We start from the raw sequence: 20,506 nt of genomic DNA, 5'->3' as shown, positions 1-20,506 counted from the left end.
AATATCGATATTAATAGGGGGCAGAAATCATGGCCGAGAAGCTTATTTCAATCTATTCCAGCTTAGCTTTAAGGGATGCGGATCAAATAATCGCTCATGCTTTAACGCTTAGGGGGGCTAATGGATTGCTGCCTTTAGCAATTGTGGTTTTAGATTCTGGTGGGAATGTAGTTGCATTTAAGCGGGAGGATGGTTGCGGCATTTTGAGACATGACATTGCCATTGGTAAGGCTTGGGCTTCATTGGGTATGGGTATGGCCACTCGGCAAATTCGAGATAGATTGGCAAATCGACCGACGTTTCAAGCGGCACTCTCAGCGGCATCGGATGGAAGATTTATTCCAACGCCCGGGGGTGTATTAATAGTGAATAAGCAGGGCATTGCAATTGGTGCTGTTGGTATTAGTGGGGATGCATCAGATAAAGATGAGTTTTGTGCTATCGAGGCAATTAAATTAGCAGGCTTTGTGCCTGAGCCGCCGGCAGCTGCCGATAACTGGAATGAAAATCAACTGTGAGGTTCAATGATGAAACTATTTAAATTCACCTTATTAATTTTGACTTTGTGCGCTGGATTTATTTCAGCCCATGCTCAACAGTCAAGCGGTTATCCCTTTAAACCCATCAGATTGGTCGTTCCTTTTCCTGCGGGCGGCCCGACGGATCAATTTGCTCGGCAGTATGCGCAGGTCTTATCGAATCAACTGGGTAAGCCTGTAGTTGTTGATAACAAAAGTGGGGCTAGTGGCGCCATTGGAAGTATAGAGGTGAAAAATAGTGCACCAGATGGATATACCTTGTTATTTGGTACAGCATCAACTCATGTCCTATACAACCTCATTAACGCTAAGCCTCAGTATGATTCCATTAAGGACTTTACACAAATTGCAGTAGTGGGTGATGCGCCGATTGTATTTGCTGTTAGCCCAGCGACTAAAGGAGGCTTTAAAGAGCTGGTTGACTATGCGCGCATCAATCCAGGAAAACTGCAGTATGGATCAGCTGGAGAGGGAACTTATTTACATATTGTTGGTGAAAGATTGAAGTATGAATTAGGTGGTTTGGATATTCAGCACATTCCATTTAGAGGTAGCGCTCAATCTATTCCCGCCTTGATAGGCAACCAAGTAAATATGACGGTCGATACACTGGGCTCATTAATCAATCAACATCGTGCCGGAAAGCTAAGGATTGTTGCTATAGCCGCCTCCAAAAGATCTCCCTTGATTCCTGATGTGCCAACTGTTAACGAAGTCACGGGTTTAAAAGATTTCCAAGCCGCTTTGTGGAATATTGTCTCGGCTCCCCAGGGTTTATCACCAGACATTACAAATACTTTAATTTTGGCGACAACTAAGGCCTTAAAAAATCCTGAATTACTCGAGAAATTAAATTCAATATCGATTCAACCAATTAGCAATATCACTGGCGTTGCAGCAACCTCATTTATTGCCAAGGAGCTTGTTAGCTTGAGGCCAGTTGTTCAATCTGCAGGGCTTAAGAAAGAGTAATTTAGGAAGATGCTATGAGACTGTTTAGTTATCACAACCCAAGCAATAAAAAAAGTATTGGAGCCCTATGCACAAAAGACTCAAATGAATTTGTTGATTTGTGTGCAACAGATTTCAGCATTCCAGCAGACCTAGGTAGTTTGATTGCAATGGATCCTGAATTCGTGATGGCCGAGAGGGCGCTTTCAAATCCTAATGCGGTCATTGGGAATCTCGCTGATATCCAGTTTGATATTTTGATTCATCGACCTGGAAAGATTATTTGTATGGGGCTGAATTATGCTGATCATGCAAAGGAGGGTGGTAATGCGAGACCTGAGTACCCAAGCTTTTTTATGCGCGGACCTAGTTCACTTGCTGCGCATCAAGCCCCCCTTATTAGGCCGAAGGTTTCAGATAAATTAGATTACGAAGCAGAGTTGGCATTTATTATTGGTAAGAGAGCGCGTAATTTAAACACAGAAAATGCGCTGGATTGTGTAGCTGGCTATAGTATTTTTAATGACGGTAGCTTGCGAGACTATCAGCGCAAGACGGCTCAATGGACTATTGGTAAAAACTTTGATCAGACTGGTGGATTTGGCCCGTGGTTGGTAACACCAGATGAGTTGCCCAAAGGTGCGCATGGTCTTCAAATTCAATCTCGCCTCAATGGGTCGGTTATGCAAAATGCCAACACCAAAGATTTTTTATGGGATGTTGCAGAGACTATTGTCTTGATTACTGAGTGCATGACGTTGGAGCCTGGCGATGTAGTAATTACTGGAACACCCGCGGGAGTGGGTTATGCAAGAACACCCCCAGTATTTATGAAGCCTGGAGATACCTGTGAAATTGAAATCGAGGGTATTGGCATCTTAAGAAACTCAATACAAGATCAGGTTTGATGATAATGAATCAGATCTTTTGTTTTATCGCTTGTATGGTGATGGGCTTAGCTCATGTAAATGCACAAACCTTTCCTTCTGGATCAGTTAAGTTGGTAGTTCTTTAATTCCTGGATTGGGGGGCTGAAACAGCAGCTAGAACCATTGCCAAATATTTGAATAAGGTCTGCAGCAACCAGTGGTAGTTGAAAACAAGCCTAGTGCTGGTGTCTTAATAGGTACGGCAGCAGTTGTTAATGCAGAGGCAAATGGGCAAACATTACTCTTTCAATCGGTTACCTTTGCGACTAACCCTGCGACTTATAAGAAGTTACATTACGAATTCAGTAAGCCTCCTATAAATGTGAGTTATTTGGGCGATACACCATATGCTTTAGTTACATCGCCAGATGGCCCATATAAATCAATTAAAGATATTGTGTCTGCAGCTAGGGCAAAGCCTGGTGAGATTCTGTTTGCCTCATTGGGGGTCGGTAGTTCTACCCAGCTTTATCTTCTGCTTTAAATCCCCATTTCAGTAAAGACCTCTTTCGCACATCTAAAGCTATCAATGGCGGCGGGTACTCCACAGTAAATTGCGGCTTGCAAAAATACTTCCTGAATATCTTCTTTACTTAGGCCGTTGTTAATCGCGCCTCTCACATGAAGCTTGAGCTCATGAGGGCGATTTAAGGCGGTGATCATGGATAAGTTAATGATGCTTCTCGTTCTACGGTCCAGGCCAGGGCGATTCCAAATTTCATTCCAGCAATACTCAGTAACCAATTCCTGCATCGGCAAGTTGAATGCATCGGCATTCTTGATGGAGTTGTCTACATATTCTGCCCCCAGTACTTCGCGGCGAGTCTTCAGTCCTTTTTCAAATGCTTCTTTATTCATCTTAGTCTCCTGTATTGGCGCCTTGTTTAGTGGATTCCATATATTGCCACTATTCAGGTGTCCCTGTTTAGCCTAGAATGATTTCATGAACATGACACTCTCTTTGCGCCTTGCCGCCATATCTTTCACTCTTGCAATACTGGGCGCCTGTACCGTTGATAAGCTTGAGGCAAGACTGCAAGCTGACCCTCAATGTAAGTCGGTCATGAATGCCAAAACAGGGGCTTTGATGCCATGTCCTGGAACTGATAAAGAATTCTATAAATCCTTGCCTGCCTTAAGTGCCGCTTCACCTAGGGTGACTCAGGCCGCGGAGCCGCAGGCCTCTGTAGTCACTGCAACATCTAGGCCAAAAGCCGCTAGCGCACTAGTTGAGTGCAAGCCACAGCTGCATCAAAAGTCAGGTAGCTTAATGCCTTGTCCCGCACCATAGATCTGGAATAAATTGAAGTTTGCAATGAAGCGTATGATCTAATAAAACTAGCTCTAGGGCTAATGCCATCAATCACTTACTGGATCAAAAAAATGAATAAATTAGGCGCTTTAGTTGCAGCAATCTCTGTAGCTACTTTATTGGCTGCATGTAGCAATACTCCTAAGTTGGCAAGTCAGCCAATGCCAAAGTCTGGATTTTTACCGAATTATTCAGTACTAGTCCCGATGTCTACATCTGAAGCGGATACTCGCATTTGGAGATATCGCAAGGCTGGGGTAAATCGAGGCACCTATACCGCAGTGATTTTGGATCCGATTTATTTAAATCAGAATGCTACCAAGGCAATCTCTCCAGAGGCGATAAGTCAAGCGCAGATCGCATTACAGGATTCAATGGTGAGCGCGGTGAACAGTCGCGGAAATATTAAGATCGTAAATCAGCCTGGCCCTGGCGTAGCACGCATCTCAGTTGGCATTACTGGTGCAGAGAGTTCCACAGATAGTTTGCAGCCATGGAATTTCACACCGATTGGTTTGGCAATGAATGCTGCTGCTTATGCAGGTGGCGTGAATTCTAAAACTCCAGCCATGTTAGTGGAAAGCAAAATTACAGACAGCCAATCGAAAGAAGTGATCGGCGAAGGCTTGGTTACTATTCAGGGTGAATCTTTCCGAACTGGTGGCGGTTCAGTTGAATCCTTTGTAGCGATGGCTAAGAAGGTGGTTAAGGTAGCATTGGAAACCTCTGCAGACCCTAGAGCCACTTCAGCCACTACAGCTAAATAAGAAGCCTGATGCGATCACTTATTAGAAACTTGGGTCTTATTGGCGCCACATCACTTGTACTTGTAGTAAGTCCCGCAAGTGCTGATGACGCTTCTCGTAATAAAGAAATTCAAGAGCGTTTTGCTAAATGCGATGTTAACCATGATGGCAAGCTGAGTCTGGATGAGGCAAAAGGTTGTATGCCTCGCATCTATGATCATTTCTCTAGGATTGATCAGCAAAATAAAGGCTATGTTACTGTTGCTGAAATCGAGGCAATGGCCGCTAGATAATATGTTGGTCAAATTGAAGAGCCTCTATTGAGGCTCTTTTTTATTGGGGTAGATGATGACGTACGTAATTGAAGGCTTTCAAGATTCCACCATTACCGTACCCTCGGCAGATGGTCCGATTGATATTTCTTGCCAGACTGCAGGCTCTGGTCCGACTTTGCTATTGCTACATGGATTTCCTCAAACTAAAGCCATTTGGCGTCATGTCGCCCCTCAGTTAGCAAAGCGATTTTCTGTTGTTGTGACAGATCTCCGTGGCTATGGTGCATCATCAAAACCAGCGGGTGCTCCGGATCATTCGACGTATTCAAAAAGATCTATGGCTGCAGATCAGCATGCTGTGATGCAAGCACTTGGGCATAAACAGTTTTCTGTATTGGGTCATGATCGCGGTGGGCGAGTATCACATCGTCTGGCAATGGATTTTCCTGAAAGTGTTGAGCGTCTGATGGTGCTCGATATTTCACCAACACTCACCATGTATGAGAACACCACAATGGACTTTGCCAGAGGATATTGGCACTGGTTTTTCTTAATTCAGACTTACCCGATTCCCGAAACATTGATTGGCGCCAATCCAGAGTTCTGGCTTAGAAACCATATGGGTCGACATGCGGGCATCGGCATTTTTGACTCCTTACCCTGGGCTGAATATCTTGCCGGTGCTAGTAACCCAGAATCCATGCACGCTATGTGTGAAGACTATCGTGCTTCAGCCTCAATTGACATAATTCATGACCGAGCCGATCGAGATGCCGGCAAAAAATTGCAAATGCCGTTTCGGGTCCTGTGGGGAGAGCGTGGCCTCGTGGCTAAGTGCTTTTCACCAATTGAGGACTGGAAGAGAGTGGCTGAAGATGTCTCCGGAAGGGCAGTGCCTTGCGGCCACTATATTCCTGAGGAGCTGCCTCAGGAGTTGCTTGCTGAGGCCGAATTATTCTTTGTTTAATTAATCTATTTGGATAGTTTTGGCAGTTTTTTAGAAGCTGCTGGCCAGCTTAAAATAATCTGAGGATCTATTTTCAAAATCTTTTTATCTTTGTGTGGGTAATCAACCCGGGATAATAAATCGGCAATCATGTTCAGGTGGGCCAGTTTTTTATCATTTGCACTCACTACGGTCCATGGCGCCAGCGCTGAACTGGTGTGCTTGAGCATTTTGTCTCTAGCCTCAGAGTAGGCATTCCACATCTTCTGTGCTTTTTGATCGATCGGGCTAATCTTCCATTGCTTTAATGGATCTTTCTCACGATCTTTCAGTCTTTTAGCTTGCTCTTCTTTAGAGATATCTAGGTAGTACTTTACTATTTGAATATTGGATCTTATGAGCAGGGATTCGAAATCATTTACCGTTGCCATGAACAATTTGTATTGATCATCAGTGCAAAAGCCCATTACTTTTTCTACGCCAGCACGGTTGTACCAGCTTCGATTAAAGAGAACAGTTTCACCAGCCGAGGGGAGCTGTGCAACGTATCTCTGAAAGTACCATTCATGCTCTTCAAGCGAGGAGGGGGCGGCTAGCGCAACTACTTTCGTATCTCTAGGACTTAAATTTTCAGTAATACTTTTAATGCTTCCATCTTTTCCTGCGGCGTCACGTCCCTCCAAGATCACTAAGAGGCGTTTACCTTTTTGAATAATGTGATGTTGGAGTTTGACTAACTCGATTTGAAGTAATCGTAGGTCTGCCTCGTAAGTATTTTCAGAAATGAGTGATTTACTCACGGGCAGCCTTTGCGGGGAGTTTTACTATTACGCTGTTGTTGCTGGAGTGGTTTTTTTCACAACAACCTTTTTGGCCACCACCTTTTTAGCTGGAGCCTTTTTCGCAACAACCTTCTTTGCTGGAGCTTTCTTGGCGACTACTTTCTTTGCGGCAACTTTCTTTGTAGCCACCTTTTTAGCTGGAGTCTTTTTCTCGAGCTTGTCTAATGCCTTTGCCAGCTTATCGATCAACTTCTCTCTATCGGCTTCCAACTTGTCTAATTTTTTCAATAATTGCTTTACTAATTTTTTTTGACTCATGATGTATTCCTTTGAAGAGAGTGCTATTTGTTAAAACTTAATAAAAAGGCTGAAGCCTACCTGTCGATCCTACGTTTTATTCAGATGAGTTTCAAGCGATTGTGACAGTCGGGAACATATTTAATTTGATGCTACATTGAGTTGGTATGTTGAAGACTTTATTTTCCCTCCCGCGAACCGTGTGGCTCATCGGTCTCATTAGTTTTGTGAATGATGCGGCAAGTGAGATGCTTTATCCTTTGATGCCGCTGTATCTTGCTACTGTTTTAATGGCTGGTCCAAAGGCTCTGGGGCTGATTGAGGGGATTGCTGAGGCTAGCTCCAGTATCTTTAAATTGGTTTCCGGTGTGATTGTAGATCGCACCAAAAAGACCAAGCCTTGGATTGTGATTGGCTATCTTTTGGCGGCGATTGGTAGACCCCTCATTGCAGTTGCAAACTCTTGGACATGGGTTTTATGCATTCGCTTTACTGATCGCCTTGGCAGGGGATTGAGGAGTTCACCGCGGGATGCGCTTTTGGCTGAGAGTGTCGCACCCAATCAGAGAGGCATGACTTTCGGTCTGCATCGCTCTATGGATAATGCGGGCGCAGTTTTTGGGCCCTTGATGGCTGCTTATCTTTTATCAATACATGTTCCACTAAGGGATATCTTTCTATGGGCGATAGTGCCCGGCATTCTTGCGGTCAGTTTGGCTCTTTTCCTCAAAGAGCCTCCTCGTGAGCGACTGGTGGTGCCAGCATTCTCATGGTCTCTTGAGGGACTGCCATCGAATTTCAAGCGCTACATTTTGGTAGCTGGAATTTTTGCCCTAGCAAATTCATCTGATATGTTCCTGTTACTGAGGGCTAGGGAACTCGGTGTTTCTCAGGAGCAGATTCCTCTGCTGTGGGCCGCCATCTCATTAATTACTACGGTTTTCGGAACACCGCTATCAGCACTCTCAGATCGATTTAGTCGCAAACATTTCATTTTGATTGCTTGGTGTGCTTTTGCCTTTTTCTATATCGCCATGAGCTTTTCTGAAATCTCTTTATGGATGCTCTGTGGACTATTCGGGATATATGGATTATTTAAGGCCGCAACTGAAGGCGTGGAAAAGGCTTTAGTAGCAGACTTAGCTCCGAGTGGTATGGCAGGAACAGCTTTTGGCTGGTTTAACCTGGTTTCAGGTTTGATGTTGTTGCCCGCGTCCCTGATATTTGGCTGGCTTTATGAGTCTTTTAATCCTAGTTATGCATTTCTATTCTCAGGCTCATGTGCTGCCTTAGCTTTTCTATTGCTAGCCTTTTGGGTTTTCAGATCCCCAGAAACACAAAACCCCAAATAAAAACCTCATCTGGGGTGATTGGGTGCTTAAGGACTTAGCAGAGTTACTCCGGGTGGAAGTTATTGCTAGCCATAAAGCTAATGGTGCGTTCAAAGCCCAAAATGCGGATATAGCGCCAAGCGATATCGCGGTATTTGCTATCTAAATAGCCAACGGCGACTTCAGGCGTCCTTTTAGACAAGTCGATCTGTTCAATTGCACGGGCCCAACGTTTGAGTCTTGTTGACATATTTGTCACCTCCATGAAGATACAACGCATGGAAATGTGACTGAGATGACAGGAATAGGTAATTTTTTTAAAGAAGTTAGCAAAAACCTGCCAAATTAGCCTCTTTTTGCCCTTTAGCCCTCTATTCCCGCAGCAGCACACTCTTTTTTAGCTGCCTTAGCCCGGGCTTTAATGGGTTTGAGGTACATCAGTAAGCAAACAAAGGCGAGGGTGCCAACAGCTGTTTCCAGGGCGGCCATCCAGAAATTAGTCCCAGTTTCCAGAATTCGGACCAATCCTTCGGTGATGTATAGCAGGACGAGCATGGAGGCCCATTGCATGGTGTAGACATTGCCCTTCCAGAGACCAGGAATGGCAAACAGCAGGGGGATGGCCTTCAGGATTAGCCAAGAGCCACCAGGCCGGAGTGGGGAGATAAACCATTCCCAAGCAACGCACAGAATGAACAGGTCAACAAAAGCTGCAGTAGCAATCAGTTGGTATGGATTTTTGGAGAGCCAGCTTTTGAACATAAATGACCCTTAAATGAGTTTGAGTGCTGTGAGCGCTAAACGTTTGCCCTGGGAAATTGCTAGGCGCTGTTCTTCGGCACTAATCGGCGCTCTGCCATCAGCATGGGCAAGGTGAGTTACTCCATAAGGACTGCCACCAGTTGAGGTGCTCATCAAATCTGGCTCACTATACGGAATGCCCATGATCATCATGCCGTGATGCAGCAGGGGAATCATCATGGTGAGGAGGGTGCTTTCTTGACCGCCATGCAAGCTGCCGGTGCTGGTAAAGACGCAGGCTGGCTTGCCAACTAGTGCGCCATTCATCCACTCTGAGGAGCTGCCATCCCAAAAGTACTTGATGGGGGCGGCCATATTGCCAAAGCGAGTAGGGGATCCTAGGGCTAGACCAATACATTCTTTGAGGTCTGCATATTCAACATAGGGGGCACCATCCGATGGGACGGCTGCTTCTGTAGATTCGCATACGGTGGAGACGGCTGGAACAGTGCGTAGTCGGGCATTCGCTCCTGGAACACTTTCAATACCCTCCGCAATCAGGCGAGCCAAGTCACGGGTGGCTCCGTAGCGCGAATAGTACAAAACTAAAATGTCAGATTGACTCATATTGATCTCTTATCTCTTATGATATGGGCGATGCGCCTCATTCAGAATCCTCAATTATGGCTCTCTCTTGGAAAGGAGACTTGGGAGCGCAATCGTGGCCATAATCTCAAGCAGGTAGCGGCCAGTTTGGCTTTTACAACTACGCTGTCCTTGATTCCGATGCTGACGGTAGCCTCCATTCTGATTGGCTATCTTCCAAGCGTTGTGAGGATTAAGTATGCTTTTCAGTCCTGGCTGCTCGATACCTACATGCCTGGTGGATTAAACCAACAAGTATTTAATTATCTCGATCAATTTTCAGCTCAAGCCAAAGGTCTTACCTTGATTGGTTTGCTTGGCTTAGTTATTACAACAATCATGACGCTAGCAGTGATTGAGAACGCATTTAATCAGATCTTTCGCGTGACTCAAAGTCGACCTGTTTTGAAGAAGGTAGCAATCTACTCCGCAGCGACCTTGTTGGGGCCAATCTTATTGGGTGTTGGAACCTATTTGAGTGGTCTTTTGTTTAGCGCAGCAGAAGGGTGGACCGACGCTTTAAGTTTTGGTCTGGGCTTATTTGCAACCGTGGTTCCTGTATTGCTGGCGATGTCGGTATTCTCAGTGGCCTATAAGATTCTCCCTTATGCCCATATTCAGTGGCGCGATGCTTTGAGTGGAGCTTTTTTTGCTGCACTCACTTTCGAATTAATGAAGTTTGGTTTTGGTCTATTTTTAACCAATGTCGCCTTTTATAAAACTGTCTATGGTGCTTTTGCCATCGTCCCATTGGCACTAATTTGGATTTACCTAACCTGGTGGATTACCTTGGCTGGTGCTATCTTGGTTGCGGATCTCCCGAGCATTCGAAGTGGGCTCGTAAGGGTTATTCGTTACTGAAATAGTTTTCCTGACCCTTGATTCCTTAGGGGCTTAAGAATATATTGTTTACATAAGAACTCATTGCTGGAGGCTGTATGAAAGTTAGTGACATATTGCGCGTAAAGGGCAGCACACTATTTACAGTGGCACCAGATACCGCTCTGCAAACTGCAGTCTTAGTCATGAGTGAGCATGATATTGGCTCATTAGTCGTGATGGAGTACGACAAGTTAGTCGGTATCTTGACTTTCCGCGAGGTGATTGCCGCATTGGCTAAGCATCATGGACAGCTAGATGACCTCAAGGTGCAAAGTGTGATGAACTCCAAACCACTGACATGCACTATGGAAACCGAGATTGATGAAGTGCGTCGCATGATGCTGGTTGAGCATGCTCGCTACTTGCCGGTGATTGATCAAAAGATGCTGATGGGTGTGATTTCTTTCTACGACGTGGCTAAATCCGTTGTTGAGGCTCAAGACTTCGAAAATACCATGCTCAAGGCGTATATTCGCGACTGGCCAGAAGAGGCCGAAAAAGCTGCTCCCTAGCCCGGCCTAGCCTAAGCTCCCTGAGCAATGACATAATGTCAATATGTCAGGAAATACTTTAGGTCTTCTCTTTACCGTCACCACTTTTGGTGAATCCCATGGTCCCGCAATTGGCGCTGTTGTGGATGGCTGCCCTCCAGGCATGTCATTGTGCGAAGCAGACTTGCAGATTGACCTAGATCGTCGCAAGCCTGGCACCTCCCGCTATGTGACTCAACGTCAAGAGGCCGACAAGGTGGAGATCCTCTCCGGCGTATACGAAGGCAAAACTACCGGAGCACCTATTGGTTTGTTAATTCGGAATACGGATCAACGCAGCCAAGATTATGGCAATATCCTACAAACATTTAGGCCTGGTCACGCTGATTATGCTTACCACTACAAATATGGTTTACGCGATCCTCGCGGTGGCGGGCGATCTTCAGCTCGATTGACTGCGCCTGTAGTGGCCGCAGCAGCGATTGCCAAAAAGTGGCTCAAAGAACAATACGGCACTGAGTTTTATGGCTACATGAGCCAGCTTGGTGAAATTGAAATTCCATTCAAAGATGCGGCGATGATTGAGAGCAATCCTTTCTTTGCTGCAAATGCCGATATCGTTCCTCAGTTAGAGGCTTATATGGACTCACTGCGTAAAGCGGGGGATTCCTGTGGGGCGAAGATTGAAGTGCGGGCGCGTAATGTTCCAATTGGATTGGGCGAACCATTATTTGATAAGTTGGATGCGGATATTGCGCATGCCATGATGGGTATCAATGCCGTTAAAGGCGTTGAGATCGGCTCAGGCTTTAAGTCAGTCACGCAACGCGGAAGCGAGCATGGTGATGAGCTTTATCCAGATGGTTTTGCTAGCAATAATGCTGGCGGCACTTTGGGCGGCATCAGCAGCGGTCAAGATTTGCGCGTATCGATTGCCATTAAACCCACTTCTAGCATCCTCAGTCCAAAAGAATCCATTGATTTAGATGGCAAGCCTATTACCGTGCAAACCAAAGGTCGTCATGATCCTTGCGTTGGTATTCGGGCCACACCGATTGCAGAAGCTATGCTAGCTTTGGTATTGATCGATCACGCTTTGCGCCATCGCGCTCAGTGCGGCGATGTAAAGCATACCGTTCCGCCGATAGCGGCTGCACGACCTGGTTCAGCAACCGATTAAATAAAGCTCAAAAAAGCAAATGACACCTTCAGTGCGTTGGGCCTTCGGGTCCTTTTTCTTTTTATATTTCGCTTATGTTGGCTTGGTATCTCCATATGCCAGCCTCTTTTTTCTGGATCGTGGTTTTAGTGTTATCGAGATCGCAGTCTTGATGTCCATGTTACAAATTACCCGCATAGTGGGCCCATTCTCTTGGGGTTGGTTATCTGATTATCTCTCCGATCGTATTGGGATCATTCGTTTTTGTGCGTGCCTTGCAGCGGTGACTTTCTTAAGCATCTTTTTTCTCCACAGCTACATAGCATTTTTCATCTGGATGTTTGTACTCCACACCATCCTCAGTAGCCTGATGCCATTGGGTGAGTCCGCGACGGTGCACGCTTTATTTAAAGACAATTCTTTTGATAAACGTTATGGCCGTTTACGTTTATGGGGATCGATTGGTTTTATCGTGATGGTCTTATTTGCTGGTGAGTTGTTTCAGCGTAAAGGCATTGAGCTTTATCCGATTGTGGGCGCGGTAGTCCTCAGCTTCTTGGCTTTAGTAACCTTTCGCTTGCATGAGCCCAAGATGGAGCGTCGTAAGATGGTCAAGGGGGAACTCCTCATCGTTTTATTTAATCCAGATGTGCGTTGGTTCTTGCTATCAGGATTTTTTATGATCTTTGCGCACGCCGCTTTGTACGTATTCTTTTCACTGTACCTGGCCGATTTAGGCTACGACAAATTTCAGATTGGTTTGTTCTGGGCGTTAGGCGTTGCTGCTGAAGTGATCTTCTTTTATTTTCAGAGCAAAGTGCTCAGTCGTTTAGATGCTGAGGTGGTTTTGCAAATCGCTTTTGGTATTGGTGTATTTCGCTTTATCTTGATTGCATTTTTCCCTGTAACTTGGGTTCTGATTCTGGCGCAGCTGATGCATGCGGCAACTTTTGGTGCACACCACAGTGCGGCGACTAAGTTATTGCAACGCTGGTTTACTGGCCCATTGCAAGCGCGAGGGCAGGCATTGATGGCAACGGTGTCCTATGGCTTGGGTGGTACGCTGGGCGGTTTGGTTGCTGGCTGGTTATGGGATGCAACGCAGCCGCGCAATGTATTTGTGATGTCAGCTTTAGCTTGTGGTCTAGCGGGTATGGCGATTGGGAAAATGCGTCCTCGCCACAGCCCAGCTAGATAAATGCAGTGATCTGAGTAAACCTTTTACATCGATCCGTAGTTCGGGCCACCGCCACCTTCAGGGGTAATCCAAATAATGTTTTGACTTGGATCTTTGATATCGCAAGTTTTGCAATGCACACAGTTTTGCGAATTGATTTGCAACTGTGGTTTCCCCTCTTTTTCTACATACTCATACACGCCAGCAGGGCAATAGCGTTGTTCTGGTCCTGCGTAAGTTTTGAGATTCAGGTTAACCGGTACCGATGCATCTTTTAAGGTCAGATGAATCGGTTGGTTCTCAGCATGATTTGTATTGGAGATAAATACGGATGAGAGGCGATCAAAAGTAATCTTGCCATCTGGCTTTGGATAATCAATTGGCTGATGCTGTGCTGCTGGCTCTAGGCATTCATGATCTGCATGCTTTAAATGAATTGTCCACGGCATATTGCCGCCCAAGAGCTTTTGCTCAATGCCAACCATGAGAGTGCCGAGGTAGAGCCCCTTAGACATCCAAGGCTTAAAGTTACGCGCTTGATTGAGCTCGGTATGTAGCCAGCTATTTTTAAATGCGCTTGGATAGGCAGCCAAGACATCGGCAGAACGATTGTCAGCAAGTGCTGCAACGGCTGCTTGTGCAGCAAGCATGCCAGTCTTAATGGCAGCATGACTTCCTTTGATGCGTGATGCATTGAGGAAGCCGGCATCACAACCAATTAAAGCGCCACCAGGAAATACAGTTTTAGGCAAGCTATTGAGGCCGCCCGCAGTGAGTGCGCGTGCACCATAGGCTAAGCGCTTACCACCTTCAAAAGTCTCACGAATTTTCGGATGCAACTTATAGCGTTGGAATTCTTCAAAAGGTGAGAGGTACGGATTCTTGTAAGAAAGGCCCACGACTAAACCTACTGCAACTTTGTTATCACCCAAGTGATATAAGAATGAGCCGCCATAGGTATCGCTCTCTAATGGCCAGCCTGCGGTATGAACCACTAGGCCAGGCTTGCTCTTAGAAGGCTCCACCTCCCATAATTCTTTGATGCCAATGCCGTAACTTTGGGGGTCAGCATCTTTGTCTAATGCAAACTTCGCAATCAGTTGTTTGCCTAAATGTCCGCGTGAACCCTCGGCAAAGAGGGTGTACTTAGCGCGCAATTCCATGCCCAGTTGAAATTGATCGGTAGGTTGACCTTCTTTATCCAATCCCATGGCGCCAGTAATGGCGCCACAAACTGCGCCTTGCTTGTCGTAGAGAATTTCTGCTGCAGGAAAGCCTGGAAAAATTTCAACACCCAAATTTTCCGCCTGCTGACCAAGCCAACGAGTCACATTAGCAAGACTGACGATGTAGTTGCCTTCATTCTTAAAGCAGTGGGGCAGCATCCAGTTTGGAACCTGCAATGCATTTTCTTTGGTCAGAAATAAAAATTGATCTTGGGTGACTTCGGTATCTAGTGGAGCGCCTAACTCTCTCCAGTTAGGAAAGAGTTCAGTAAGGGCCTTGGGATCCATGACGGCCCCGGACAGAATATGTGCGCCGATCTCAGAGCCTTTTTCAAGAACACAGACGCTAATTTCTTTACCCGATTCATTGGCCAATTGCTTTGCTTTAATGGCTGCGGATAATCCAGCCGGGCCACCTCCCACGATAACTAGGTCATAGTCCATGGATTCTCTGGGTCCAAACTGTTCGAGCAATTCCTGGGCAGTCATTTCATTTCTCCGACATTACTTAAAAATAGGGTGCTTAAGGGATTTTCAGCATTTTGAGTATTTCTGCTGTTTCTGTAGCCTTAAATCACGCCTATAGTTTAGTTCTAAGCTAGAAAAACCAGGTTGGTGCCTATTGCTAATGGGCTTAAGGGTTTAAGGCGTTATTATTACTTTTTTACCCTTTTTGGCAATATTAGGACGAATTTATGAATAAAACTTACCCATCGGCTGTTGATGCCCTGCGGGATATTTTGAAGGATGGCCAGAAGCTCGCTGTTGGCGGTTTTGGCTTGTGCGGTATTCCTGAGGCGCTGATTCAGGCGGTCAAGGATCTTGGCGCGCAAAATCTGACTGCAATTGCCAATAACGCCGGGGTAGATGGCTTTGGTTTGGGTTTGCTGTTGAACTCAAGGCAAGTGAAGAAGATGGTCGCATCCTATGTGGGTGAGAACAAAGAATTTGAGCGTCAATTTTTGGCGGGTGAACTGGAGCTGGAATTTACTCCGCAAGGAACCTTGGCAGAAAAGTTACGCGCAGGTGGTTGCGGTATTCCTGCCTTCTATACCAAAACTGGTGTGGGCACTTTGGTTGCTGAAGGCAAAGAGGAAAAAGAATTTGATGGCGAGCGATACATCATGGAGCGCGCAATCGTTTCAGACATCTCGCTTGTAAAAGCTTGGAAGGCTGATAAATCCGGTAATTTGGTTTATCGCTACACCGCACGTAATTTCAATCCAGTGGTTGCCATGGCTGGCAAGATTACGGTTGCTGAGGTGGAAGAGATCGTTGAGAACGGTGAATTAGATCCTGATCAAATTCATACGCCAGGCATCTATGTACATCGCTTGGTGCTCAACACGACGCCTGAGAAGCGTATTGAGCAACGCACCTTATCAGCGGCTTAAGAGAAATTCGTTAAACACACTTACAGAATAGTTATTTAGGAAGATCGATATGCCTTGGAATAGAGATGAAATGGCGGCACGTGCTGCTAAAGAGCTAAAAGATGGCTACTACGTCAATTTAGGTATTGGTATGCCAACTTTGGTGGCTAATCACGTTCCCGAAGGAATGGAAGTATGGCTCCAGTCGGAGAATGGTTTATTGGGTATTGGCCCATTCCCAACCGAAAAAACGATTGATGCCGATTTGATTAATGCAGGTAAACAAACTGTCACCACTTTGCCTGGTTCATCCATCTTTTCTTCTGCGGATTCGTTTGGAATGATTCGCGGTGGAAAAATCAATATTGCGATTTTGGGTGCAATGCAGGTGAGCGAGTATGGTGATTTAGCCAACTGGATGATTCCAGGCAAGATGGTGAAGGGTATGGGCGGCGCCATGGATTTGGTTGCAGGCGTAAAGCATGTGGTTGTTCTAATGGAGCATGTTGCCAAGAAGAAAGATGGCACAGAAGAAATCAAGATCTTGCCCAAGTGCACCTTGCCATTAACTGGTGTGGGCGTTATTAGCCGCATTATTACCGACCTTTGCGTGCTCGACATCACTCCTAAGGGTTTGAAGTTGGTTGAGTTGGCTCCAGGTGTAACGAAGGAAGAAGTGCTATCCAAGACCGGTGCCCCTGTAGATACAACGGGTTTCTAACCTTTTTCATCGGATGGTGAAATAATGGGGTCAATGACCCCATTTCTATTTCTAGAGGCTCTTTTATGAGCGTTGCAGACCATTCACTTCACGCGCACAAGCAGGGTGATGCTAAGCATTCCCACGCCAAAGAAGCCTCTAATCAGAATCTATTGCTAATCGCTTTAGTACTCACTCTCGGTTTTTCTGGGGTTGAGGGAGCGGCAGCGTATTTTGCCAATTCACTGGCGTTGATATCGGATGCAGGTCACATGGTGACTGATGCAGCTGCGCTCGGATTGGCTTTATTAGCCCAAATTATTTCTCGACGTCCACCATCACCAAAGCATTCTTTTGGGTTTGGTCGTGCAGAGGCCTTAGCCGCCTTTGTAAATAGTATTGCGATGCTAGCCTTAGTGGCGTGGATTATGGTGGAGGCGGTAAGCCGGTTTTATGATCCACACCAGGTGGATGGCTTGACGGTCACGGTTGTTGCTGCGATTGGCTTGCTAATGAATGTTGTCGTGGCATGGGTGCTTTCACGTGACAAGAAAAGCGTTAATACTCGCGCCGCCTTGGTGCACGTCATGGGCGACTTGCTGGGGTCCATAGCCGCCTTAATTGCCGGTATCGTTATTCAGCTAACTGGTTGGATGCCGATCGATGCAATTCTTTCTATTCTGGTTTCGCTGCTGATTTTGAAGTCCACCATTTCTATTTTGCGCGAGTCATATCACTTCTTGATGGAAGGTGTGCCGTTACACATTGATTATTTACAGGTCGGCAGTGATCTTAAAAAAGTTCCTGGTGTATTGGCGGTACACGATTTGCATGTTTGGGAAATGACGCCTAGTTTTCCTGCTTTAATTGGCCATATTGAAATCGAGCGCATGAATGAGTGGCCAGAAATCATGGCCCGCATTAACGAGATGCTATTGAATAAACATGGCATTGATCACGTTACCCTGCAGCCTGAAGTTGCGGGTATGGTGGATGAGCATACCCATGACGAGCTTCTCAATGATGAGATAAAGAAATCCAATGTGATTCATCAGGGCGACACTTTTTTCGTTGCTTGTACTAGCCCTGATGGTCCTCATCGCATGGCCTATCACGCCTGGGGAAATCCTCATAATCCAAATGTATTAGTTTGCGTTCATGGCTTGACTCGCAGAGGCAGTGATTTCAAAACCCTTGCGCAGGCGATGAGTAATGATTACTACGTCGTCTGTCCCGACGTGGTCGGTCGCGGAGATTCTGATCGATTAAAGAACCCCATGCTCTATGCCGTCCCTCAATATGTGGCCGACATGGCAAGCTTGATTAAGCACTTAGGTGTCTCGCAGGTAGATTGGTTTGGAACCTCCATGGGCGGCCTGATTGGCATGGTCTATGCCTCTATGCCCAAGAATCCAATTCGTCGTATGTTGATCAATGATGTCGGTCCGCGGATTGAGCCTGAAGCGATCAAGCGCTTAGGCTCTTATGTTGGTCAGCCTTTTAGCTTTAGTAATCGTGCAGATGCTCTGCAGCGCTTAAATGAGATCTGTGCATCGTTTGGTAGCCATACGCCAGAAGAGTGGGAGATTTATAACGGACCCATGCTGGTACAAAAGGCTGGCCTTTGGGTAATGCACTATGACCCAGATATCTCTGTGCCGTTTGCATCAGTCAATCCTATTATGGCAAAGGCTGGAGAGATGGCGATGTGGCATGCCTTCAAACAAATTCATGTTCCGATGTTGATCGTGCGTGGCGGTGAATCAGATCTGCTTTCCGCTAAAACGGTAGCTGAGATGTGCAAGGTCAACCCTTATATTCGGAGTATTGAAATTCCGGGCGTAGGCCATGCGCCAGCTTTTGTGAAGTCAGAGCAAGTTGCTTTAGCAAAAGAATTCTTTAGCTAAGGATCTCAGTCGCTCATGTCAAATGCTAATCATGCATCTGAGAACATCAAAATTGTTGATGGTTGGTATGGTGAGCCTTCTGAAAATCATGCTGCTGGCGTATTCAATATCCTGAAGTTACTTCACCTGGATGAAGCAACGCTAACCGCTGCAAACAATATTGCACGCACCCATGGCAAAGAATCACTGACCAAGCTCATTGGCGACGAGTCAGCTCGGCTTCTGATTGGTTACCGAGGTCTGAGACAGGCTCAAGCTAAGCTCGTACGTAATGATGGTGGTCTGAGCATATCTGGTCAGGAAGAAATGCTCAGAAAAATGTTGCTCGCTTTTGGTGATGACTTGCGCGTAGTCCTGATTTATCTTGCTTCTCGTTTGCAAACCTTGCGCTGGATTACCCAAGAAAAAATGGAGATGCCAAAAGCTTGGGCGCAGGAAATTTTGAATATTGACGCCTCTCTCGCAAATCGCCTCGGTATCTGGCAGATGAAATGGGAGATGGAAGACTTAGCATTTCGGGTTTTGTCTCCCGAGACCTACCGAGATATTGCCAAAATGTTGGATGGCAAGCGTATTGAGCGCGAATCTTTTATTGAGCAGATTGTCAGAAAACTCAAGCAAGAATTAACTGCAGCGCATATTCAAGGTGAGGTTCAGGGTCGCCCAAAACACATCTATAGTATTTGGAAAAAGATGCAGGGTAAGTCACTTGACTTTGCAAATCTGTATGACGTTAGAGCATTTAGGGTTTTGGTGGATGACGTTAAATCTTGTTATGCCATCTTAGGCATAGTGCATAACGTTTGGCAGCCTGTGCCGCGTGAATTCGATGACTACATCGCACGACCAAAACCCAACGGCTATCAGTCTTTGCATACCGTAGTGATGGATGAGCATGGAACTGCATTTGAGATTCAGGTGCGCACCAATGAAATGCATCAACAGGCTGAGTACGGATTGGCTGCACATTGGCGCTATAAGGAGGGTGCCTATGTTGGCGCTGCTACTCCGCCAAGAAATAAATCCGCACCTAATGCCCAGAGCACCTCAAACCCAAGCCATCAAACTGGCACGCATAGTGCAGCAGTTGCCTATGAGCGTCAGATTGCGTGGGCAAGGCAGCTTATCTCCTGGAAAGAAGATGCTTGGGAGCAACTTAAGCATCATGAGATTGATGATCATATTTATGTTCTCACTCCATTAGGAAAAGTGATTTCCCTGGAAAAGGGCTCATCACCAATCGATTTTGCATATGCTGTGCATACCGATCTAGGACATCGCTGTCGCGGTGCCCGAGTTGATGGTGCCATGGTTCCACTAGATACGCCATTGCAGAATGGCCAGACCATTGAAATCATTGCTGTGAAGCACGGCGGCCCTTCACGAGATTGGATCAGTCCTAGCCGTAACTACCTGCGCTCGCAGCGTGCACGCACGCGAGTGAGAGCTTGGTTTAATGCGTTGGACGATGAAGAGGCTGGAAGCAAGTCTGGAGATGTCAAAATAGAGCAAAAGCCAGAAGCCAAGCAGGCCGCACCAGCTCCAGAAATTATTTTGAAGCAAAGTACCCGTAAGCAGGGTCAAGCGGGTGATGTTTTGGTAGTCGGAGTGGATTCATTGTTGACCCAGTTGGCTCGGTGCTGCAGGCCTGTACCACCCGATGCCATTGCGGGTTTTGTGACTCAGGGTCGTGGCATATCTATTCACCGCCGATCTTGTAAAACCTTTAGGGGTCTATTGGACCGAGCGCCTGAGCGGGTGATTCAGACTGCCTGGAATGAGTCTGGTATCGAAGCAGCGATTGGAAATGACGCCAAGCGGGTCTTTCCTGCTGATTTGGCCGTAACCGGTCTAGACCGTCCTGAGCTGATGCGCGAGTTATTTGAAATCCTCACAAGACAGGGTGTACATGTGATTGATTTGCGTAAATCTGCCAAACGCGGCCTTGCTCAAATACTATTGACCGTGGAAATTAAAGACTCAGAAGCCTTACGTTTGGTTCAAAACAGTCTTGAAGAGGTCAAAGGGGTGACCCAAGTGCGCCGCCGGTGATAAACTCTATGGCTATATAGGCTCGTAGCTCAGCTGGTTAGAGCA

The 20,506-nt window shown here is 46.2% G+C and carries 24 protein-coding genes; 17 read left to right on the top strand and 7 right to left on the bottom strand.

Annotated elements, in window-relative coordinates; translation table 11 throughout:
• The first annotated feature begins 29 nt into the window (after positions 1 to 29).
• The 4 genes from B7X71_RS03735 (at position 30) to B7X71_RS03720 (ending at position 2,903) form a co-directional block, all read left to right on the top strand.
• A complete protein-coding gene (locus B7X71_RS03735) occupies positions 30 to 518 on the top strand; it encodes a heme-binding protein (protein ID WP_293597181.1) in 489 nt (162 codons plus the stop codon).
• A gap of 9 nt (positions 519 to 527) precedes the next feature.
• Complete coding sequence (locus tag B7X71_RS03730) at positions 528 to 1,511, top strand: tripartite tricarboxylate transporter substrate binding protein (RefSeq protein WP_293597180.1); 984 nt, start codon at positions 528 to 530, stop codon at positions 1,509 to 1,511.
• 14 nt (positions 1,512 to 1,525) lie between these two features.
• Positions 1,526 to 2,398: a fumarylacetoacetate hydrolase family protein gene (locus tag B7X71_RS03725; RefSeq protein WP_293597179.1), complete on the top strand. Its 873-nt coding sequence runs from the start codon at positions 1,526 to 1,528 to the stop codon at positions 2,396 to 2,398.
• A gap of 178 nt (positions 2,399 to 2,576) precedes the next feature.
• On the top strand, positions 2,577 to 2,903 hold the full coding sequence (locus B7X71_RS03720) for a tripartite tricarboxylate transporter substrate-binding protein (protein ID WP_293597178.1): 327 nt from the start codon (positions 2,577 to 2,579) through the stop codon (positions 2,901 to 2,903).
• Here the strand turns inward: B7X71_RS03720 and B7X71_RS03715 are convergent.
• On the bottom strand, positions 2,900 to 3,277 hold the full coding sequence (locus B7X71_RS03715; RefSeq protein ID WP_293597177.1) for a carboxymuconolactone decarboxylase family protein: 378 nt from the start codon (positions 3,275 to 3,277) through the stop codon (positions 2,900 to 2,902). The two genes, B7X71_RS03720 and B7X71_RS03715, sit on opposite strands and share 4 nt — an antisense overlap.
• A gap of 85 nt (positions 3,278 to 3,362) precedes the next feature.
• Here B7X71_RS03715 and B7X71_RS03710 point away from each other — a divergent pair, with 85 nt between their 5' ends.
• From B7X71_RS03710 to B7X71_RS03695, 4 genes are all read left to right on the top strand, one after another.
• The gene (locus B7X71_RS03710) at positions 3,363 to 3,710 is read left to right on the top strand and encodes a hypothetical protein (protein WP_293597176.1); all 348 of its coding nucleotides are present in this window, start codon (positions 3,363 to 3,365) and stop codon (positions 3,708 to 3,710) included.
• A gap of 92 nt (positions 3,711 to 3,802) precedes the next feature.
• Entirely contained in the window at positions 3,803 to 4,498 is a 696-nt protein-coding gene (locus tag B7X71_RS03705) for a DUF3313 domain-containing protein (protein WP_293597175.1), read from the top strand.
• Positions 4,499 to 4,506: 8 nt separating this feature from the next.
• A complete protein-coding gene (locus B7X71_RS03700; protein ID WP_293597174.1) occupies positions 4,507 to 4,770 on the top strand; it encodes an EF-hand domain-containing protein in 264 nt (87 codons plus the stop codon).
• Positions 4,771 to 4,825: 55 nt separating this feature from the next.
• Positions 4,826 to 5,719 carry an alpha/beta hydrolase gene (locus B7X71_RS03695; protein ID WP_293597173.1) on the top strand — a complete coding sequence of 298 codons (894 nt, stop codon included), beginning with the start codon at positions 4,826 to 4,828 and terminating at the stop codon, positions 5,717 to 5,719.
• 5 nt (positions 5,720 to 5,724) lie between these two features.
• Here the strand turns inward: B7X71_RS03695 and ppk2 are convergent, their stop codons facing one another.
• Positions 5,725 to 6,498: a polyphosphate kinase 2 gene (ppk2, locus tag B7X71_RS03690; RefSeq protein ID WP_363926654.1), complete on the bottom strand. Its 774-nt coding sequence runs from the start codon at positions 6,496 to 6,498 to the stop codon at positions 5,725 to 5,727.
• A gap of 27 nt (positions 6,499 to 6,525) precedes the next feature.
• The gene (locus B7X71_RS03685) at positions 6,526 to 6,798 is read right to left on the bottom strand and encodes a serine/threonine protein kinase (RefSeq protein WP_293597172.1); all 273 of its coding nucleotides are present in this window, start codon (positions 6,796 to 6,798) and stop codon (positions 6,526 to 6,528) included.
• Positions 6,799 to 6,944: 146 nt separating this feature from the next.
• On the opposite strand from B7X71_RS03685, the gene B7X71_RS03680 reads away from it, so the two are divergent.
• Positions 6,945 to 8,129 (top strand): MFS transporter, encoded by a 1,185-nt coding sequence (locus tag B7X71_RS03680; protein ID WP_293597171.1) that lies wholly within the window; start codon positions 6,945 to 6,947, stop codon positions 8,127 to 8,129.
• A gap of 43 nt (positions 8,130 to 8,172) precedes the next feature.
• Here B7X71_RS03680 and B7X71_RS03675 read toward each other — a convergent pair whose 3' ends face one another.
• The 3 genes from B7X71_RS03675 to wrbA all read right to left on the bottom strand — a co-directional run bounded on the left by B7X71_RS03675 (position 8,173) and on the right by wrbA (position 9,476).
• On the bottom strand, positions 8,173 to 8,358 hold the full coding sequence (locus B7X71_RS03675) for a hypothetical protein (protein WP_293597170.1): 186 nt from the start codon (positions 8,356 to 8,358) through the stop codon (positions 8,173 to 8,175).
• Between the two features lie 113 nt (positions 8,359 to 8,471).
• The gene (locus tag B7X71_RS03670) at positions 8,472 to 8,870 is read right to left on the bottom strand and encodes a DUF2069 domain-containing protein (RefSeq protein ID WP_293597169.1); all 399 of its coding nucleotides are present in this window, start codon (positions 8,868 to 8,870) and stop codon (positions 8,472 to 8,474) included.
• A 9-nt stretch (positions 8,871 to 8,879) separates the two neighbouring features.
• Complete coding sequence (gene wrbA / locus B7X71_RS03665; RefSeq protein WP_293597168.1) at positions 8,880 to 9,476, bottom strand: NAD(P)H:quinone oxidoreductase; 597 nt, start codon at positions 9,474 to 9,476, stop codon at positions 8,880 to 8,882.
• 30 nt (positions 9,477 to 9,506) lie between these two features.
• On the opposite strand from wrbA, the gene B7X71_RS03660 reads away from it, so the two are divergent.
• The 4 genes from B7X71_RS03660 (at position 9,507) to B7X71_RS03645 (ending at position 13,224) form a co-directional block, all read left to right on the top strand.
• Positions 9,507 to 10,355 carry a YihY family inner membrane protein gene (locus tag B7X71_RS03660; protein ID WP_293600205.1) on the top strand — a complete coding sequence of 283 codons (849 nt, stop codon included), beginning with the start codon at positions 9,507 to 9,509 and terminating at the stop codon, positions 10,353 to 10,355.
• Between the two features lie 77 nt (positions 10,356 to 10,432).
• Positions 10,433 to 10,888: a CBS domain-containing protein gene (locus tag B7X71_RS03655; RefSeq protein WP_293597166.1), complete on the top strand. Its 456-nt coding sequence runs from the start codon at positions 10,433 to 10,435 to the stop codon at positions 10,886 to 10,888.
• 43 nt (positions 10,889 to 10,931) lie between these two features.
• On the top strand, positions 10,932 to 12,047 hold the full coding sequence (gene aroC / locus B7X71_RS03650) for a chorismate synthase (protein WP_293597165.1): 1,116 nt from the start codon (positions 10,932 to 10,934) through the stop codon (positions 12,045 to 12,047).
• Between the two features lie 19 nt (positions 12,048 to 12,066).
• The gene (locus B7X71_RS03645; protein WP_293597164.1) at positions 12,067 to 13,224 is read left to right on the top strand and encodes an MFS transporter; all 1,158 of its coding nucleotides are present in this window, start codon (positions 12,067 to 12,069) and stop codon (positions 13,222 to 13,224) included.
• A gap of 23 nt (positions 13,225 to 13,247) precedes the next feature.
• Here B7X71_RS03645 and B7X71_RS03640 read toward each other — a convergent pair whose 3' ends face one another.
• Entirely contained in the window at positions 13,248 to 14,918 is a 1,671-nt protein-coding gene (locus B7X71_RS03640; protein ID WP_293597163.1) for an electron transfer flavoprotein-ubiquinone oxidoreductase, read from the bottom strand.
• Between the two features lie 206 nt (positions 14,919 to 15,124).
• On the opposite strand from B7X71_RS03640, the gene B7X71_RS03635 reads away from it, so the two are divergent.
• The 4 genes from B7X71_RS03635 to B7X71_RS03615 all read left to right on the top strand — a co-directional run bounded on the left by B7X71_RS03635 (position 15,125) and on the right by B7X71_RS03615 (position 20,461).
• Positions 15,125 to 15,823 carry a CoA transferase subunit A gene (locus B7X71_RS03635; RefSeq protein WP_015421005.1) on the top strand — a complete coding sequence of 233 codons (699 nt, stop codon included), beginning with the start codon at positions 15,125 to 15,127 and terminating at the stop codon, positions 15,821 to 15,823.
• A 49-nt stretch (positions 15,824 to 15,872) separates the two neighbouring features.
• On the top strand, positions 15,873 to 16,523 hold the full coding sequence (locus tag B7X71_RS03630; RefSeq protein ID WP_293597162.1) for a CoA transferase subunit B: 651 nt from the start codon (positions 15,873 to 15,875) through the stop codon (positions 16,521 to 16,523).
• Positions 16,524 to 16,588: 65 nt separating this feature from the next.
• A complete protein-coding gene (locus B7X71_RS17865) occupies positions 16,589 to 18,409 on the top strand; it encodes an alpha/beta fold hydrolase (protein ID WP_363926652.1) in 1,821 nt (606 codons plus the stop codon).
• Positions 18,410 to 18,424: 15 nt separating this feature from the next.
• Positions 18,425 to 20,461, top strand: a complete 2,037-nt coding sequence (locus B7X71_RS03615; protein ID WP_293597161.1) for an HD domain-containing protein — start codon at positions 18,425 to 18,427, stop codon at positions 20,459 to 20,461.
• Positions 20,462 to 20,506: the final 45 nt, after the last annotated feature.

The organism is Polynucleobacter sp. 39-46-10, assembly GCF_002282275.1.
This window is presented reverse-complemented; position numbering and strand designations above follow the sequence as displayed.